This window comes from Lawsonibacter sp. OA9 (genome assembly GCF_022440585.1).
Map to the genome: position 1 here is coordinate 1,268,433 of NZ_JAKNTI010000022.1, position 17,220 is coordinate 1,285,652.

The following is a 17,220-nucleotide window of genomic DNA, read 5'->3' on the forward strand; positions in this document are numbered from 1 at the left end:
TTACACTGCTATGGGACTATGCCGGAAAGGAAGCATCCTGATACCCTCACTGTTTCATAGAAAAAGGAGAGAGAATTTTTTTCAGCATCAGTCCTAGGATGCTGATTCGTCAAAGAAGAAAAAAATATCTTCCACGGTAGTATCAAATACCTTGGCGATGTCCATGGCCAACTTTAGGGAGGGGTTATACCTGCCGTTTTCCAGATTGCCTATGGTCTCCCGGCGTACCCCAACCTTCCGGGCCAGATCTTCCTGACTAAGTCTGTCACGGGCCCGCAATTCCCGGATGCGTGTTTTCAGGCTCATTCCAATCCTCCCGCCTCTCTCCACTCCAACCAGCTGTGGTACAGACAGAAGAAGATGACACCGGCGGCCCAACTGATCCCGAGGGCCTGGGGCATGGGATTTGCCTGGGGAGCCAGGAAATGGAATAGAAACAGGCAGGGCCAGATCAGTGCGAACTGAAGCAGGAAGGCGCCGGTGGCCGCTTTACGGACAGAGAGTAAAAACAACTCGTCAGGGTTGACCCACAGGTATCGAAGAAAAACCAAAAAACCGAGAAAACAGAGATAGTCGCGCTCTCCGGTGGGGAAATAGAGCAGGCTGGCTAGCGCGGGAAGGGCGGCCAATGAGAGATAGTTGAATGGATGTTTCATATACTCCTCCTGTACATCAGTGATGTATTGTTATGTGATATATTTTTATCATATGTGCGAAATATATCATATAAAAATAAAAATGTCAAGGAGAAAAATTCAGTTTCCTACTGGTATGCAGCTTGAGAGTCCCTAGGATGAGAGAGGAAAATATTTTACTGGTCATATCCCAGGGCCTGTCCTCATAGGATAAGGCAAAGGTCGGTGGAAAAGAATGGAACAAATGATACGAGAACAGGCATATCGGCAGGTCGTGGGCGTTCTGCCGCCCAGGCTGCGGCAGGAGGCATTCTCCCTCCCGCTCCAAGATCAATGCCGAGCGGAGGAACTGCGGCTCCGGGTGGGACAGCCCATGTCGGCGGTATTTCCAGAGGGAGAGAGGCCGCTAGGCGGGGAACCGGTGCGAGCGGGTGAGCTGGAGCAGCTGGTGGAGATTGCCAGCAGGGCCTCGGTTCATGCCGTACTGGACCAACTCAGACGAGGATACTTGACGGTGGAAGGGGGGCATCGGATCGGCCTGTGTGGCACCGCTGTTCTGCGGGAGGGAGAAATTCACAGCTTGCGGCAGCTTTCCTCGGCGGCCATCCGTGTGGCGCGACAGGTGAGGAATGCCTCTGACCCGGTCTTGGGCAGGCTGTGCCCAGGCGGGAAGCTAGTCAGTACGCTGATTCTGGCTCCGCCGGGGGCCGGAAAGACTACGCTCCTCCGGGACTTAGTCCGCCGGGTGTCGGACGGAGATGGTTGCCAACCGCGGCGCGTATCCTTGATGGACGAGCGTGGGGAAGTGGCAGCCCTTTACAGCGGCTGTCCTCAGCTGGATGTAGGCTCCAGAACTGATGTAATGGAGGGGTGTCCAAAGGCGCGGGGGCTTATGCTTCTGATGCGGGCGATGAATCCCCAGGTGCTGGCTGTAGATGAGATTACGGCGCCGGAGGATGTAGCCGCCCTGAGAACCGCGGCTGGCTGCGGAGTTACGTTGCTGGCCACGGCCCATGGGAACAGCCGGGAAGACCTGGAGCGGCGCCCCCTGTACCGGGCGTTGATGGAAGCAGGTATCTTTCAAAAGCTGCTCCTCATCCGACGGGAGGGCGCTGGAAGGAGCTATCAAATAGAGGAGTTGGGATGAATGATAAGACTTTTAGGTGCCACCCTGCTGGCCGCCGGATGTGCTTGGATTGGGTTTCGCGCCTCCTGGGAGATGCGGGCCAGAGGAAGGGCCATGGGAGAAGTGGCGGAGGGACTGGAACTGCTGGAACGGGAGCTGGAGCTGGGGGGAGCCCCCCTGCCCCATCTGGTGGATGACCTGTCAGGCCGGACAAGGGGACAGGCCAGACTGCTTTTTCAGGATCTCCGGCAGGCGCTGGAGCATCTGGATCAGGAGGGGCTGTCCAGGTCCTGGCCCACTCTGATAGACCGCCGAAGGGAGCTGGGAGAGAGTGGGCGAGCCTGCCTCTATCCCCTGGGCGAGCTACTTGGGCGCTATGACAGCCAGGCCCAGATACAGGGTATCTCCGCTGCCCGCCGCCATTTGGAGGAAGAACGGGAGAAGGATGCGGAAGAGAGCCGGCGGCAGGGCAGGGTGTGTCAGGCCCTTGGGCTGGCGGGTGGAGCATTTTTGGTCATCCTGCTGATCTGATCTTGACACGAAAGAGGGGTTCGCATTGGACGTAGATCTAATTTTTAAGATCGCCGCGATTGGGATCGTGGTGGCGGTACTCAACCAGGTTCTGAGCCGGGCTGGCCGGGACGAACAGGCTATGATGACCACCTTAGCCGCCCTGGTGGTGGTCCTGATGATGGTGGTCCAGGAGATCGCCAGCCTGTTCGACATGGTAAAGACCCTGTTCCGCCTCTGATATGGACCTGATGGTCAAGGTGGCGGCGGGGGCCATCACGGCCGCGGTGCTGGGAGTAGTCCTGCGGAAAAACACCCCTGAGCTGGCTCTGCTGCTGGCCCTGGCGGCCGGGCTGTGGATGGTCGCCCTGGTTGCGGACGGCTTGGGGGCAGTTGTGGCCCTGATGGAGGAGCTCACCAGTCTGGCCGGCCTGTCGGAAGAGCTGCTGGAGCCAGTGGTCAAGACAGTGGCCCTGTCTATCCTGACACGTCTGACCGCGGAGGTATGCAAGTCAGCCGGTGAGGGAGGGGTGGCCGCCTTTGTGGAGACGGCTGGAACAGTCCTGGCCCTGGTGGTGGCCCTGCCGCTCGTCCGAGCGGTGGTACTGATGATGACGGAGATGCTAAAATGAAAAAGTTTTGTATCCTGCTGCTGGCCCTCCTATTGAGTGCTCCGCTTTGTTTCGCCCAGGAGGCGGAGGTGCCGGGAATGGACGAGCTGTGGGACCAGGCGGAGAGCTACGGCGTGGAGGCGGATGGGGGATTGGACCAGGGCTTGTCCAATCTTTTTTCCGACGCTCTGGACCAAATCGGCTCCTTGCTCCGGACCAGCATTGCCACAGGGCTGAAGCTGCTGGCGGTGGTCCTGCTGTGCGCCATGGCAGAGGGGGCTGCACAGGGCAAACGCGATGGGCTCCAAGCGGTGGAGATCGCCGGGGCGCTAGCTATCACCGCACTTACCATGACAGATATGGCAGTCATGATTGGGATGGGGCGTGACACCATCGGCCGGATGGGAACCTTTTCTGAAACCCTGCTCCCGGTGATGGCTGTGCTCACCGCCGCCACCGGAGGGGTGACGGGAGGAGCAGTCAGACAGGGAGCCACCGTCCTGTTTTCCCAGCTTCTCATCACCGCCATGGACCGGCTCCTGATCCCTATGGTATATGCCTACGTGGCGGCTAGCTGTGCCCATGCGGCGGTGGGTAATCCCGGACTGAAAAAACTGGCGGGGCTGCTGAAGGGGGCCGCTTCTTTCCTGTTGACGGCCTTCCTCCTGGCCTTTGTGGGCTATCTGACCGCCAGCGGAGCCATCGCCGGAACGGTAGACGCCTCGGCGGTCAAAGCGGCCAAGCTGGCTATCTCCAGAGCTATTCCAGTGGTGGGGGGAATTCTGGCCGATGCCTCGGAAACTGTGCTGGCCGGGGCGGGTGTGCTGAAAGGGACGGTTGGGGTGGTTGGGATGTTGGTGGTGCTGGCCATCTGCCTGACTCCTTTCCTGCGGCTGGCCCTGCAATACCTGGTCTATAAGGCCACGGCGGCCCTGTGCGCCACTGTGGCACAGCCCAGGCTGAGTCAGTTGATCGACGCCATCGGCGGCGCGTTCGGCCTAGTGCTGGGGATGACCGGCGCGGCGGCTCTGGTGCTGCTGGTCAGCTTGGTGTCTGCTATTATGGCGGTGATCCCATGATGGCCGGGGTCGGGAGCTGGCTGCTGTCTATCACGGGGGCCTCTGTCCTCTGCGCCCTGGCTGACGGCCTAATGCCCGCCGGACCAGTGAGGCGGGTGGGACGGCTGGTCTGCGGCCTGGTGTTGCTGGCGGTCATCCTCGCCCCTCTGGCCCAACTGGATCTGGAAGGAGGGCAGCGTTGGCTGGAGGAATATCACCTGGGCCTGGAGGATAGAACACAGGAATTGGAGCGGCAGGTGGATGAGCAGATGAAAACGATCATAGAGCAGGAATATGCCGCATATATTGTGGACAAGGCGGCAGAACTTGGACTGACCTGCACCGCCCGGGTATCCTGCCGGGCAGGGGAGGAGGGGCTGTTCCTACCGGAGCGGGCGGAAGTATCCGGCTTTCTGACAGAAGGGGAGCGGGAGCGGCTGTCCCTGGTGATCCAGGAGGACCTGGGCATCCCGGAGGAGGAGCAGGCTTATGTTGAGGAGGGGGAACTGCCGTGAAGCTGGATTGGCCGAAATTGGCTCTGAGGTGGAAGGAGGCGCTGGGAAAATATAAATATGTGCTGCTGGTTATCGGGCTTGGGGTGGTGCTGATGGCCCTGCCCACGACAGGCCAGAGAGACAAAGGCCAGGAGGGGGCCCAGGCTCCTGCTGAGGGCTTTGATCTGGAGGCCTTCGAGGAGAAGATGGAGCGGGCTCTTTCCCAAGTGGAGGGGGCTGGAGAGGTCCGGGTGGTACTGACGCTGGACAGCGACGGCCGCCAGATATTGGCCCAGGACCAGGAGCGGGATCGGGAAGGGGGAGGTTCCTCTACCACAGTTACCGTGGGGCGGGGCTCCGGACAGCAGGAAGTAGTCCCTCTCCAAACACTGGCTCCGGAGTTTCGGGGGGCGCTGGTGGTCTGTCCCGGCGGGGGAAATCCCCGAATCCAGCTGAGGCTGCTGGAGGCAGTGTCCGCTTTGACGGGACTGGGCACGGACCGGATATCCATTTGTCAGGGAAATACTTAATTTATATCAGGGAGGAATCGACATGAGAACGGGTAAGAAGGGGACCGGCTGGTCCCAGCTGTGGAAGCGCAATGCGGTGGTGGCGGCCATTGCCCTATTCGTGTGCGCGGCGGTCTATTTGAACTGGAACTATGAGCAGGAGGCCCAGGCGGGCAAGACGCTGGGCCAGTCCACCATGGTAGGCGGAGAGACAGAGGATCCTCTGCTGTCCAATGGAAGCGGGACCGCCGATGTGGGCGGGACGGCCAGTGATACAGGGACGGCGTCAGCCTCCAGCGACTACTTTGCCACAGCCCGGCTCAACCGGCAGCAGGCCAGGGACAGCGCCCTGTCCCTTCTTCAGGACGCCGCCGCCCGTGAGGATGCCGATGAAACGGTAAAAGAGCAGGTCAACGAGACTATTCAGACCATGGCCGATTACACGGTGACGGAAGCTCAAATTGAAAATCTGGTGGTGGCAAAGGGCTATACAGACTGTGTAGCCTTTATTGGAGAGAACTCTCTGTCGCTGGCTGTTTCCGCGCCGGAGGGCGGATTGGTGGAGGCAGATACCGCCAAGATCGTGGACGTGGTCAACCAGGCTGCCGGTTTTACCGCCGATCAGATCAAGATTATCGAGGTGGAGTGACAAGGCGCGGGAAAGTTTTCAGACCGCAGTTGTCAAACGGAGAGAACTGTGTTACAATAAGCACGAAGTAAGGAGGACGCTTGGGGGCGTCCGGCTTCTCTGATGAAAACTGCGATCTAAGGAGCGTGGCAAACCATGAGTGAGAATAAAGAGTACGTTTCCCGCTCGGATGAGCTGGGCAATATCCATATCTCCGAGGAGGTGCTGGCTGCCATCACCGCCGCTGCCGCTCTGGATGTGGAGGGGGTCAGCGGCCTGGCCGCCAATCTGGGCAGTGATATCGCCGAGCTACTGGGCAAAAAGAACCTGGCTAAGGGCGTGCATGTCAGGATGGAGGACGATAAAGTGGAAGTGGAGCTGTCCGTCCTGATGGGCTATGGACACACCATCCCTGAGATTGGAAGGGCCATCCAGGATGGTGTCAAGAGTGCCATTGAATCGATGACCGGCTTAGAGGTTTCAGTGGTCAATGTGTCGGTGGCTGGAATCACGTTCCCGCCGAAAGCTTGAATAAAACTGTGAAGCCTCTGGCAATGCCAGAGGCTTTTCCGTATTTATGGCAAACCGGGAAAAGAAGGGGCCCGTGGTATTTACCACGGGCCCCTATCATTTAAAGGTCACAGACTCCTTACTTGACCATGGATGCCACCTCGGCAGCGAAGTCATCCTCGGCCTTTTCGATACCCTCGCCAGTAGCGAAGCGGGTGAAAGCCTTGACAGTGATCTTGCCGCCCAGCTGCTTGGCGATCTCGGCTACATGCTTCTCCACAGAGATCTTGTTCTCCTTGACAAAGGCCTGCTGCAGCAGGCAGTTTTCCTCGTAGTACTTGCCCAGCTTGCCCATCACGATGCCTTCCTTCACCTTGTCGGGCTTGGCGGCCATCTTGGGATCGTTGGCCATCAGAGCCAGCTGGATCTCCTTCTCCTTGTCCAGCACCTCCTGGGAAACGTCGGACTTGTCCAGGTAAGAGGGGTTCATAGCGCAAATCTGCATGGCGATGTCCTTGCCCAACTCAGTGACCTGCTGGGGCTCGATGCCCTCAACGGCCAGATTGACCAGCACACCGACCTTTCCGCCCATGTGGATATAGGGGACGTTGACGCCTTCAGCATAGCGGACGAAGCGGCGGATTTGGATGTTCTCGCCAATGGCCAGCACCTTGTCGGCGGTGACATCGGCCACGGTACGCTCAGTGCCGGGATAGCGGCAGGCCTTCAGAGCCTCCACATCGGCGGGAGCCTCCTCGGCTACCACCACGGCCAGGGCCATAACGAAATCCTTAAAGACGTCGTTCTTGGCCACAAAGTCGGTCTGGGAGTTGACCTCGATGATGACGCCTACACCCTTTTCCGTAACAACAGCGTAGGAAACACCCTCGGCGGCCACCTTGCCGGCCTTCTTGGTCTGGGCGGCGAGGCCCTTCTCACGCAGCCACTCGATGGCCTTGTCAAAATCGCCCTCAGACTCAGTCAGGGCCTTCTTGCAGTCCATCATGCCCACGCCGGTCATCTCGCGCAGCTTCTGTACGTCCTTTGCGGAAATAGCCATAATAAATTACCTCCATTTTATCTCAAGCCGGCCCACCGGCCCGGCTGTATGTCAAAATAAGAACAGCGCCCGCCCGCGCGGGCGGGCGCTGTGTGATGCGGATGGGATAGTTTTTGCTTACTCAGCGGTAGGAGCCTCGGCCTCAGCGGCGGGAGCCTGGTCCTGGCCCTGCTTGCCCTCCTGGATGGCGTTGGCCATGACAGAGGAGATCAGCTTGATGGCGCGGATCGCGTCGTCATTGCCGGGGATGACATAGTCAATCTCGTCGGGGTCGCAGTTTGTGTCCACGATGGCGACGATGGGGATGTTCAGCTTGCGGGCCTCGTTGATGGCGTTGCGCTCCTTGCGGGGATCGACCACGAAGAGGGCGCCGGGCAGCTTCTTCATTTCGGTGACGCCGCCCAGGTACTTCTCCAGCTTGGCGATCTCGCCCAGGTGCTTCATAACTTCCTTCTTGGGCAGCATATCGAAGGTGCCGTCCTCCTGCATCTTCTTCAGCTGGTTCAGACGCTCCACGCGGCCGCGCATAGTCTTAAAATTGGTCAGCATACCGCCCAGCCAGCGGGCGTTTACCCAATACATGCCCACACGGCCGGCCTCTTCCTTGATGGCCTCCTGGGCCTGCTTCTTGGTGCCCACGAACAGCAGAGTCTCACCCTTTTCGCCCAGAGAACGGACGAAATTGTAGGCCTCCTCCAGCTTCTTCACAGTCTTCTGCAGGTCGATGATATAGATACCGTTGCGCTCGGTATAGATGTAGGTGGCCATCTTGGGATTCCACCGGCGGGTCTGGTGGCCGAAGTGAACGCCGGCCTCCAGCAGCTGCTTCATAGATACGACTGCCATAGTTTGTTTCCTCCTGTTTTTCAGTTCAATTCTTCTGGGGGCATCATATCCTCCGCCAACCCAACTTCTGGCTGGGCACCGGGCGAAAGATCCGCACTCCCACACATAATGCCTTGGTAGTATACCATGGTTTTCATGGTTATGCAACAAAAAAATGAAAAAATCTGTAAAAATCAGATTATTCTTCGATTGCTGCTCCGCACGGGTGGGTAGGGGCCGCCTCGTGGGTCCGATCTGTCGTCACATAGGACCAGAACCGCCAGCCGCCAGAGAGGTGGGAGCACTGGAAACCGCGCTGGCCAAGCATACGGCAGGCCAAGTAGCTGCGCAGTCCGCTGTAACAGTTGACGTATACGGGTTTAGAGGGATCCAATTCTCCCATCCGATCCCGCAGCTCATCTACGGGAATGTTGACAGCATCCGGACGGATGAGGCCCTGGACGGCCACTTCTTGGGGAGTGCGCACATCCAGCAGAGTGACAGAGCCATCCTTTGGAATGGACTCCGCGTCCGACCAGTGGAATTGGGAAATGGCTCCATTCCGGAGGTTCTCAATGACATATCCAGCCATATTGACCGGATCTTTGGCAGAGGAATAGGGCGGGGCATAGGCGAGATCGAGCTCAGTTAGCTCGGCGGCGGTCATCCTGGCCCGGATGGCGGTGGCTAGCACATCGATCCTCTTATCCACACCGCCGAAGCCCACGATTTGGGCCCCCAGGACCCGACCACTGGATGGGTCAAACAGGGTTTTGATGGTCATGTTTTCAGCGCCGGGGTAATAGGTAGCGTGGGAGGCGGAGTAGGTGACCGCCTTATCATAGGGGATGCCAGCGGCCTGGGCGGCCTTTTCGTTCAGACCGGTGGAGGCGGCCGTCATGTGGAACAGCTTGATGATAGAGGAGCCCTGTGCCCCGGCATAGCGGCTCTTCCGGCCACAGATATGGTCGGCGGCGATGCGGCCCTGCCTGTTGGCCGGACCGGCCAGGGCGATCAGGGCCTTGCTGCCGGATACAAAGTGAGTCAGTTCCACAGCGTCACCTACGGCATAGATATCTGGGTCAGAGGTGACCATGTGCTCATTGACCACGATGGCGCCCTTGGCTCCAAGGGTCAGACCAGCCTCTCGTGCCAGGTCGGATTCTGGAGTGACACCGATGGCCAGCAGCACCAGGTCAGAGGGGATAGGGGCGCTGTCCTTTACTAGGGTGTAGAACTGCCCATCCATCTCCTGGAAGCCCTGCACTCCGGCGTTCAGCCTCAGGTCCAGCCCCTGACCGCGGAGGTAGGAGTGGACCTCCTGGGCCATGTCCCAGTCAAGAGGTGGCAGAACCTGGCCGCTCCGCTGGAGTAGAGTAGTGGCAACCCCAGCGTGGAGTAGATTCTCAGCCCCCTCTAGCCCGATGAAACCACCCCCGACCACCACAGCGGAACGGGGACGGTGCGACTCGATGTAAGACCGGATGCGCAGGGTGTCCTCCACTGTGCGCAGAGTGAATACTCGGCAGTCGTCTACGCCCGGCAGATCGGGCTTGACCGCCCGCGCGCCGGGAGAGAGGATAAGCTTGTCATAGCCTTCCACATATTGTGTGCCGCTGGCCAAATCCAGGACTGTGATGGTATGGCTCTCCTGGTGGATGGCCAGAGCCTGGTGGCCCACCCTTACATCGATGTTGAACCGGGCGCGAAAGCTCTCCGGCGTTTGAAGGGTAAGGGCGTCCTGGGCTCGGATGACCCCTCCTACATAATAAGGAAGGCCACAGTTGGCATAGGATACATAGCCTGTGCGCTCCAGGATCACGATTTCCGCAGTCTCGTCCAGCCTGCGGAGCCGGGCGGCAGCGGTGGCCCCGCCGGCCACGCCGCCGATGATTACAACTTTCATAATAAAACTCCTCTCTTATTCCAAGGGGCCGCGGTAACCCGCAAGCCCGCCGAGATTAGATGCCTGGCAGCCCATGGCCCGGAGCGTGGAGCAGGCCTGGGCGCTTCTGGCCCCACTGTGGCAGTAGACAAAGACAGGCCGGCCTTTTGGAAGGGGGACGGCCCCTAACTGGTCTAAGGGCAGATTAATGGCCCCAGGCAGATGGCCGGAACGAAACTCCTCCCGAGTGCGGACGTCCACCAGAAGGGGGTCAGACAACTGGTCTAACTGGGTCAGTTGTTTGGCAAGCCGCCTGCCCGGCAGAAAAAAATCAAAGGGTCCCATGGAAACGCCTCCCTAGAACTTATTGAATATAATTTATCCCGGTGTGGGAAAAAATTCTGTGACAAGGTCACCGTATGGACAAAAATCACTGAAAACAGGAGAAAGGGAAGAAAATCTTTCCCCTTCCGCATAGACTAAAGGGAGAGGGGGCATCGCAAGTGGAGCAGAGAATGGAAATGGTCGGCGGTGGGACGCTGCTCCTGCGTCAGGAGGGGCCTAGAGTACGGCTGGAGGCGGAGCGCCCATCTGATGGAAGGGGACTATATAAGGTATGGCTCCACGGCGACCGGGGTGGAAAGCTGCTGCTGGGAACCCTGGTTCCTGAGGGAGACCGCCTGCGATTGAGCCGTACCTTGAGCGTTGGAGAACTGGAGCGGGCAGGCTGTTGGCCCGACTTCCGGGTCGAAGCGCCGCTGGCCTTTACCTTTTCTGAGGAGAGGGGAGGGCGGTGGTACTGTGAACAGCATCCGGACCGGCTCGTGTCCGACCCGGTGCTCCGAGGGCAGCTTCGCTCCCCTATGCCATGCCGAAGGGGGCGGGAAGGATTCTGGCTGGCCGCGCCCTTCCGTACAAATGCGCCGGTGCCGATGAACGCCCTGTTTTGTCTGGCCCGCCTGGAGCGGCTGGAGGGCGGGCCTCACCTGGTCTGGGAATTTGATGGGGAGGGAAGACCAAAGAGGCCGCATAATCGGGAATGAACAGGGCAGACTAACTTCCAGTACGGGGATCTCCCCAAGAAAAAGGAGGAACATCTATGCCCAATCTGACCACAAAAGAGCTGGCGGGCCTGTCCGACCAGCTGGACTTCGAGCGGGTGCTGTACAGCAAGTACCAGACCGCCGTCCAGGAAACAACCGACCAGGAGCTGAAGACCTGCTTCCAGAACCTGGCTGGCCAGCACCAGCAGAATTACACCTGCCTGCTGAAGTATCTGCACTAAGGAGGACGAGAGCATGAACGACCAGGAACGCATTACAGATTTTCTGAATAGTGAGAAGAAAATGTCCCTGAACTACGGTATTTTTGCCTCTGAGTGCGTGAGCGTCCCCTTGCGGGATGAGTTCCTCAAGCTGATTAACCAGAGCCACCAGACCCAGACCCAGCTGTTCACCACAGCCCAGAGCAAGGGCTGGTACAGTCCCGAACAGGCACCCCAGGATAAGATTAGCCAAGCTTACACCAAGTATTCAAACCAACAGCCCACCGTATAAGGAAGCGGAGGGAGGGACTAGGCACGGTCCCTCCCTCTTGCAGATTGACCAGAAAAATCCTGCAAAAAAGGATTGACAAACGGGCTGCCTAGGTTTACAATAATATTACCAGCGGAAGATGCTGCCGCGGGGAGAGCCTGTTGGTTCTGGCAAAAACGAAGAAATTGGATTTTATTTTGGTGCGGTATAAAGTCAATTCTATACGTTAGCCATCCCGCGGAAACGGCCGAAGCTTTGGAAATATTCAAAGTTGGTTGTCAGTCTGCGGGCATTTTCATGCTGGCGGCGATACGAATGAGAGAGGAGGCGTGCGGAATGAATCAGCGAAATCATTATGTAACTCAGGGCGGCTCCTATAGCTGCAAGCGATGGCGACATTCTGTGCGCGGATATTGGACCTGACAGTCCGTGCATCCACAACATATTGGAATGTTGGCTCCATCGTTTGCGGCGCAGGCGGTGGTATTTTTATACCTAATTTTAGAAACAAGGAAGGAGGTGTCCGCATGACGATGCCTAAGCGTGAAGTGAACAATATCTGGTCCCGTGTCCGTGCCGACGTGGACGTGGATGACTTGATCTTTGAGTATGACAGATATCACTCCTATGAGGATGGTGATTCGTGCAGTGATCGGTGACCGGGGAGTGCATCCCCATGCCGCGGGGAACAAGCGGCAGAAGGCCGCAGCAGGTTTGAAAAGACCATGCTGCGGCTTTTTCTGCTCTTTGTTAAAAAGTAAGAGGAAGCGATACATCTGGAAAGAGCGCCCCCGGATAGAGGGAGAGGGAGTGAAAAACGCAGAATAATTCTTGATTGAGGTCTTGCTTTATGGGAAAAATTATACTAAAATAGCGGTAAGCGTTTTTTAGATGGCGGCTGAAATTGTGCCGCGCGATGATTTTTTGATTTTGTACCGCGCAAAAAAAGCAATACGGAGGTCGATCAACATGAGAAAAGTAAATATTACGGAGACCGTACTGCGTGACGCCAACCAGTCCCTGATCGCCACTCGGCTGCCTTACAGCAAGTTCGAGCCCATCCTGGAGACTATGGACAAGGCTGGCTTCTACTCCGCTGAGGTCTGGGGCGGCGCTACCTTTGACGTCTGCCTGCGCTACCTGCAGGAGGACCCCTGGGAGCGGCTGCGTAAGATCCGTGCCAAGATGCCCAACACCAAGCTGCAGATGCTGCTGCGTGGTCAGAATATCCTGGGCTATAAGCATTACCCGGACGACGTAGTTCGTAAGTTTGTGGAGTACTCAGTCAAAAACGGTATCGACATCATCCGTATTTTCGACGCCCTGAACGACGTGCGTAATCTGGAGGTCGCCATCGACGAGGCCGTCAAGCAGGGGGCCCATGCCTCCGGTACCATCTCTTACACCACCAGCCCGGTCCACACCCAGGACACTTTTGTGGGCATGGTGAAGGATTTGAAGAATATGGGTGCTTCCTCCATCTGTATCAAGGATATGTCCGGTATTATGGGACCCCAGGAGGCTTATAATCTGGTGTCTGCCATCAAGGACGCCGAACCGGATATGCCTGTTGTCATCCATACCCATTGTACCACCGGCTTGGCCTTCATGACCTATATGAAGTGTGTTGAGGCGGGCGCCGATGTGTTGGACTGCGCAATCTCCCCCATGTCCGGCGGTACCTCCCAGCCTGCTACCGAGACCATGGCCTATGCTCTGCGGGAAATGGGCTTCCAGGTGGATCTGGACGACAAGGTGCTGATCAAGATGGCTGACTTTTTCAAAAATGTCCGGGCTGACTTCCTGAAGGACGGCACTCTGGACCCCATCTCGATGGCTACCGATACCCAGTGTCTGAACTATCAGATCCCCGGCGGTATGCTGTCTAACCTCATCTCTCAGCTGAAGATGATGAACGCCATCGACAAACTGGACGAGGCTTTGGCCGAGACGCCCAAGGTCCGTAAGGATCTGGGTTATCCTCCCCTGGTTACCCCTACCAGCCAGATGGTAGGCTCCCAGGCTGTGCAGAACGTTCTGGCCGGCGAGCGCTATAAGGTGGTAGGCAAGGAGATCAAGGCATATTGCCGCGGTGAGTACGGCCGTACGCCCGCCCCCATTGATCCTGAGATCCAGAAGAAGATCCTGGGCGATACCCCGTTGGTGGAAGGGCGCTATGCTGACACCCTGGAGCCCGTCTTTGAGAAGACCAAGGCGGAGCTGGGCGCCACCGCCAAGAGTGATGAGGATGTGTTGTCCTACATCGCCTTCCCTCAGGTGGCCATGGCCTTCTTCAAGGACCGGGAGGCTGGCTTCCCCAAGAAGGAGGAGCCCAAGAAGGCGGCCGCTCCCGCTGCCGCCAAGGCCCCCGAACTGCCCCCCCTGCCTGCCTGGCAGGGTCATGTGTACTACACCGGCGTGTCCGCTCCCGCGGGCCATGGCTATACTGCCCGCCCCATCGAGCCCTTCGCTGCTTCCTATCAGCCCCCCCACCTGGTAATGGGCGCTCAGGGCGGCGACTGCACCGGAACCTTTACCATCACCATCGACGGCAAGCCCTTCCAGGTGGCCGTTGAGCGAGCTGACGGGGCTGCTCCCGCCGCGCCTGTGGCGGCTGCCCCTGTGATTGCTGCTCCCGTGGCCGCCCCTGTGGCTGCTCCTGCCGCCGCTCCCGCTCCCGCCCCAGCGCCTGCTCCTGCCGCCGCCGTGGCCGCCGGTGAGACGGCAGTCAAGAGCCCCATGCCTGGCAACATTTTTAAGGTGGAGTGCTCTGTGGGCCAGTCTGTGAAGGCAGGCGATGTCCTGGTGGTTCTGGAGGCCATGAAGATGGAAATTGAGGTTTCCGCACCTGTGGATGGTACGGTCAAGGCTGTTTCTGCTGCGGTAGGCACCGCCGTCAATACGGATGACCTGCTGGTCGTCCTTGGCTGACCGGTTAAAAGAATAAGAACTGGGTGAGAAGCAAGGCTTCTCACCCAGTTTTTGCTTGCCGGCAGTTAACGGATTTCTGGCTTGAAAAAGGCGCTGTTGTCGTGGTAAAATAAGAAAAGCTGTATGGACATTTTGTCCTGCGGACAGGCAAGGAGGCACAGAAATGAAAGGTATCGTTCTAGCGGCGGGGAAGGGGACCCGCCTTTACCCCATGACTAAGCCGGTGTGCAAGCCCCTGCTGCCGGTCTATGACAAGCCTCTGATCTATTACCCAATCGCCATTTTGATGCAGGCAGGCATCTCTGACATTCTGGTTATTGTGCCTCCCGGAGAGATTGAGACCTTTGAGGCCCTGCTGGGAGATGGCAGTCAGTATGGAACCCGTATCTCCTTTGCGGAACAGCCGGTGGCCCGGGGTATCGCCGACGCGCTGCTGATTGGTCAGAGTTTTGTGGGGAACGACCGCGTCTGCCTAGTGCTGGGGGACAACATCTTCTATGCCCCCACATTAGCGGCTACTTTGAAGCGGGCGGCTGCCAACGACCGGGGCGCCACTGTCTTCGGCTATTGGGTAGAAGATCCCCGCCCGTTTGGTGTAGTGGAGTTTGACAAGGACGGCAGGGCGATTTCCATTGAGGAAAAACCTCGATATCCTAAGAGCAACTACATTGTACCGGGGCTCTATTTCTACGACCACCAGGTTATGGAGATCGCTCGCCACCTGAAGCCGTCCGCTAGGGGAGAGCTGGAGATCACCGATGTGAATCTGGAATATCTCCACCGGGGGGAACTTCAGGTCATCCCTTTGGAAAAGAACTTTACCTGGCTGGACGCCGGTACCGCCGACAGCCTTTTGGAGGCGGGACAGACCATCCGCAATATCCAGGATACCACTGGGCGCTATGTAGGCTGTCTGGAGGAACTGGGCCTTTACGAGGGCTGGATCACAGAGGAGCAGGTCCATACTATTGGCAGCGAGCTCTCCATGACTCTGTATGGGAAATATTTACAGTGCCTGTAAGGAAAAAGCGGACTGGTTTTGGGGAGGATAGAGGATATCATGAAGGTAAAAGGCGCGTATTTCAGCCCGTCCGGAGGGACCCGGCGGGCTGTGGAGCTGATTTGCGGCCTGTTTGGCCCTACGGAGCTGCTGGACCTGGGCGGCCGGGAACGGAACGCCGCCCACTATGGACCGGACGAGCTGCTGGTGCTCGGCCTGCCGGTGTATGCCGGGCAGATGCCTGCTATCCCCGGACTGCTGGATGGACTTAGGGGAGAAAACACTCCCTGTGTCATAGTAGCCGCCTACGGGAACCGACACTATGACGATACGCTGGCCCAGATGAAGCGACGGATGGGGGCACAGGGGTTCCGATGTGTAGGCGGGGCGGCTGTCGTCACGCCCCACATCTTTGCCCCTACCCTTGGAGCGGGCCGGCCTGATGAAGAAGATATGGCTGTTTTGACGGAGTTTGCCAGGGGAGTTAGGGAGAAGCTGGATCAACTGAGCTGGGCAGAGGCTGACGTTCCAGGAGATCCAGAGCCCGTACCCAGGCCCGCCGTTCCAGTGAAGAAGGACCGGGATTGGGATATCTGTCTGGGCTGCGGTTTTTGCGCCCAGGTCTGCCCAACAGGGGCCATGGACCAGCAGACACTGCTGTGGGATATGTCCAAATGTATCAGTTGTATGGCCTGCGCGGCCCGGTGTCCCGTGGGGGCGCTTGGGTATAACAGTTCGGCCCTGGCCAGCCGACTGACGGAGAAATTTTCTCAGCGGCGTCCGGTGGAGATATTTCTGGATGGGGAGGGCTGAGAGCCGATGAAGCATATCCTCATGCTGGCCACCGGCGGCACCATCGCGTCCAAGGAGAGCGGGCGGGGGTTGAGTCCTGCCATTACCTCAGAGGAGATATTGAGCTATGTCCCCAGTCTGGGCAGCCTGTGCCGGGTGGAGGCTGTCCAACTCATGAACCTGGACAGCACGAATGTTGGTCCTGCCCATTGGCTGGAGATGGCCGGCGCCATCCGGGAGCGATACGACCGGTATGACGGTTTTGTGATCACACATGGCACCGATACCATGGCCTACACTGCCGCCGCGCTATCCTATCTGATCCAGGCTTCCCCCAAGCCTATCGTTATCACAGGCTCCCAAAAATCCATTTGTCTGCACGACACTGATGCCCGGATGAACCTGTATAACAGTTTCCTCTATGCGGCGGATGATGATTCCCACGATGTCAGTCTGGTCTTTGATGGAAAAGTCATCCTAGGCACTCGGGCCCGGAAGGAGCGGACCAAGAGCTATAACGCCTTTTCCAGCGTGGATTATCCGGAGATTGGCGTTATCCGAGATGGCAAGCTGATCCGCTACCTGGCGCCAAAACAGTATATGGATGGGGCGAAGCCCACCTTCTATGACAAGCTGGAGGAGCGGGTATTGCTGCTTACCTTGATTCCTGGCATGGGAGCGGAGGGGCTGCGGCGGCTGAAGGACAGCTACCAGGCGGTCATCCTCCAGTCCTTTGGGGTGGGCGGACTGCCGGGCGGGGAGAGCGGCCAACTGGCCCAGGCTATTGGAGAGTGGCTCGACGCTGGGAGGACCATCGTGATGATGACCCAGGTGCCCTATGAGGGCAGCGATATGGCGGTCTATCAGGTGGGCCAGCAGGTCAAGGAGAAGTTCCAACTGCTGGAGGCATATAACATGACGTTAGAGGGGGCCACCGCCAAGCTCATGTGGGTGCTGGGCCAAACCCAGAGTCCGGAGGGGGTCAGAGCCCTGTTTTACCGGCCGGTGTGCCATGACCTGATTTGTTAAATGAATATCAAATTTTGACGGAAATCTTGCGCATTTTTCGTTAAAAATTGCAAAAAATGTGATTATTCGACAAGAAAATAGC

At 58.1% G+C, this 17,220-nt stretch carries 23 protein-coding genes; 17 read left to right on the forward strand and 6 right to left on the reverse strand.

Features of this window, described 5'->3' with window-relative positions; all coding sequences use genetic code 11:
• Window positions 1–93: 93 nt before the first annotated feature.
• Together MCG44_RS07220 and MCG44_RS07225 are read right to left on the reverse strand one after the other, a co-directional pair.
• The gene (locus MCG44_RS07220) at window positions 94–306 is read right to left on the reverse strand and encodes a helix-turn-helix transcriptional regulator (RefSeq protein ID WP_147571988.1); all 213 of its coding nucleotides are present in this window, start codon (window positions 304–306) and stop codon (window positions 94–96) included.
• A complete protein-coding gene (locus MCG44_RS07225) occupies window positions 303–656 on the reverse strand; it encodes a DUF3796 domain-containing protein (RefSeq protein ID WP_147571987.1) in 354 nt (117 codons plus the stop codon). The genes MCG44_RS07220 and MCG44_RS07225 overlap by 4 nt, the downstream gene beginning before the upstream one ends.
• A 223-nt stretch (window positions 657–879) precedes the next feature.
• Here MCG44_RS07225 and MCG44_RS07230 point away from each other — a divergent pair, with 223 nt between their 5' ends.
• The 9 genes from MCG44_RS07230 to MCG44_RS07270 all read left to right on the forward strand — a co-directional run bounded on the left by MCG44_RS07230 (window position 880) and on the right by MCG44_RS07270 (window position 6,102).
• Window positions 880–1,782, forward strand: coding sequence for a stage III sporulation protein AB (locus MCG44_RS07230; protein WP_240287503.1), 903 nt, complete (start codon window positions 880–882; stop codon window positions 1,780–1,782).
• Window positions 1,783–2,292, forward strand: a complete 510-nt coding sequence (locus tag MCG44_RS07235; RefSeq protein ID WP_240287505.1) for a stage III sporulation protein AB — start codon at window positions 1,783–1,785, stop codon at window positions 2,290–2,292.
• A 25-nt stretch (window positions 2,293–2,317) separates the two neighbouring features.
• Window positions 2,318–2,512: a stage III sporulation protein AC gene (gene spoIIIAC, locus MCG44_RS07240; protein WP_147571984.1), complete on the forward strand. Its 195-nt coding sequence runs from the start codon at window positions 2,318–2,320 to the stop codon at window positions 2,510–2,512.
• Between the two features lies 1 nt (window position 2,513).
• Window positions 2,514–2,903, forward strand: a complete 390-nt coding sequence (locus MCG44_RS07245; protein ID WP_147571983.1) for a SpoIIIAC/SpoIIIAD family protein — start codon at window positions 2,514–2,516, stop codon at window positions 2,901–2,903.
• The gene (locus tag MCG44_RS07250) at window positions 2,900–3,961 is read left to right on the forward strand and encodes a stage III sporulation protein AE (protein WP_240287507.1); all 1,062 of its coding nucleotides are present in this window, start codon (window positions 2,900–2,902) and stop codon (window positions 3,959–3,961) included. The genes MCG44_RS07245 and MCG44_RS07250 overlap by 4 nt, the downstream gene beginning before the upstream one ends.
• Window positions 3,958–4,455: a stage III sporulation protein AF gene (locus tag MCG44_RS07255; RefSeq protein WP_147571981.1), complete on the forward strand. Its 498-nt coding sequence runs from the start codon at window positions 3,958–3,960 to the stop codon at window positions 4,453–4,455. Before MCG44_RS07250 ends, MCG44_RS07255 begins: the two co-directional genes overlap by 4 nt.
• Window positions 4,452–4,964 carry a stage III sporulation protein AG gene (locus MCG44_RS07260; protein WP_240287509.1) on the forward strand — a complete coding sequence of 171 codons (513 nt, stop codon included), beginning with the start codon at window positions 4,452–4,454 and terminating at the stop codon, window positions 4,962–4,964. The genes MCG44_RS07255 and MCG44_RS07260 overlap by 4 nt, the downstream gene beginning before the upstream one ends.
• A 22-nt stretch (window positions 4,965–4,986) precedes the next feature.
• Window positions 4,987–5,592, forward strand: a complete 606-nt coding sequence (locus tag MCG44_RS07265) for a SpoIIIAH-like family protein (RefSeq protein WP_147571979.1) — start codon at window positions 4,987–4,989, stop codon at window positions 5,590–5,592.
• Window positions 5,593–5,727: 135 nt separating this feature from the next.
• A complete protein-coding gene (locus tag MCG44_RS07270; RefSeq protein ID WP_147571978.1) occupies window positions 5,728–6,102 on the forward strand; it encodes an Asp23/Gls24 family envelope stress response protein in 375 nt (124 codons plus the stop codon).
• A 118-nt stretch (window positions 6,103–6,220) separates the two neighbouring features.
• Here the strand turns inward: MCG44_RS07270 and tsf are convergent, their stop codons facing one another.
• The 4 genes from tsf to MCG44_RS07290 all read right to left on the reverse strand — a co-directional run bounded on the left by tsf (window position 6,221) and on the right by MCG44_RS07290 (window position 10,196).
• Window positions 6,221–7,141 carry a translation elongation factor Ts gene (tsf, locus tag MCG44_RS07275; RefSeq protein ID WP_147571977.1) on the reverse strand — a complete coding sequence of 307 codons (921 nt, stop codon included), beginning with the start codon at window positions 7,139–7,141 and terminating at the stop codon, window positions 6,221–6,223.
• Between the two features lie 117 nt (window positions 7,142–7,258).
• A complete protein-coding gene (rpsB, locus tag MCG44_RS07280) occupies window positions 7,259–7,987 on the reverse strand; it encodes a 30S ribosomal protein S2 (RefSeq protein WP_147571976.1) in 729 nt (242 codons plus the stop codon).
• A 178-nt stretch (window positions 7,988–8,165) separates the two neighbouring features.
• Window positions 8,166–9,872, reverse strand: coding sequence for an FAD-dependent oxidoreductase (locus tag MCG44_RS07285; protein WP_240287511.1), 1,707 nt, complete (start codon window positions 9,870–9,872; stop codon window positions 8,166–8,168).
• A 15-nt stretch (window positions 9,873–9,887) separates the two neighbouring features.
• On the reverse strand, window positions 9,888–10,196 hold the full coding sequence (locus MCG44_RS07290; RefSeq protein WP_240287513.1) for a rhodanese-like domain-containing protein: 309 nt from the start codon (window positions 10,194–10,196) through the stop codon (window positions 9,888–9,890).
• A 158-nt stretch (window positions 10,197–10,354) separates the two neighbouring features.
• On the opposite strand from MCG44_RS07290, the gene MCG44_RS07295 reads away from it, so the two are divergent.
• The 8 genes from MCG44_RS07295 to MCG44_RS07325 all read left to right on the forward strand — a co-directional run bounded on the left by MCG44_RS07295 (window position 10,355) and on the right by MCG44_RS07325 (window position 17,138).
• The gene (locus MCG44_RS07295) at window positions 10,355–10,894 is read left to right on the forward strand and encodes a hypothetical protein (protein ID WP_147571973.1); all 540 of its coding nucleotides are present in this window, start codon (window positions 10,355–10,357) and stop codon (window positions 10,892–10,894) included.
• A gap of 56 nt (window positions 10,895–10,950) precedes the next feature.
• The gene (locus MCG44_RS07300) at window positions 10,951–11,136 is read left to right on the forward strand and encodes a spore coat protein (protein ID WP_147571972.1); all 186 of its coding nucleotides are present in this window, start codon (window positions 10,951–10,953) and stop codon (window positions 11,134–11,136) included.
• Between the two features lie 13 nt (window positions 11,137–11,149).
• Complete coding sequence (locus MCG44_RS07305) at window positions 11,150–11,407, forward strand: spore coat protein (protein ID WP_147571971.1); 258 nt, start codon at window positions 11,150–11,152, stop codon at window positions 11,405–11,407.
• 506 nt (window positions 11,408–11,913) lie between these two features.
• A complete protein-coding gene (locus MCG44_RS14895; protein ID WP_262670409.1) occupies window positions 11,914–12,045 on the forward strand; it encodes a hypothetical protein in 132 nt (43 codons plus the stop codon).
• A gap of 310 nt (window positions 12,046–12,355) precedes the next feature.
• Complete coding sequence (locus MCG44_RS07310) at window positions 12,356–14,317, forward strand: pyruvate carboxylase subunit B (protein ID WP_240287515.1); 1,962 nt, start codon at window positions 12,356–12,358, stop codon at window positions 14,315–14,317.
• A gap of 163 nt (window positions 14,318–14,480) precedes the next feature.
• Window positions 14,481–15,338: a glucose-1-phosphate thymidylyltransferase RfbA gene (rfbA, locus tag MCG44_RS07315; RefSeq protein WP_147571969.1), complete on the forward strand. Its 858-nt coding sequence runs from the start codon at window positions 14,481–14,483 to the stop codon at window positions 15,336–15,338.
• Window positions 15,339–15,377: 39 nt separating this feature from the next.
• Window positions 15,378–16,130, forward strand: a complete 753-nt coding sequence (locus MCG44_RS07320) for a 4Fe-4S binding protein (protein ID WP_240287517.1) — start codon at window positions 15,378–15,380, stop codon at window positions 16,128–16,130.
• Window positions 16,131–16,136: 6 nt separating this feature from the next.
• Entirely contained in the window at window positions 16,137–17,138 is a 1,002-nt protein-coding gene (locus tag MCG44_RS07325) for an asparaginase (protein WP_240287519.1), read from the forward strand.
• The last annotated feature ends 82 nt before the right edge of the window (window positions 17,139–17,220 follow it).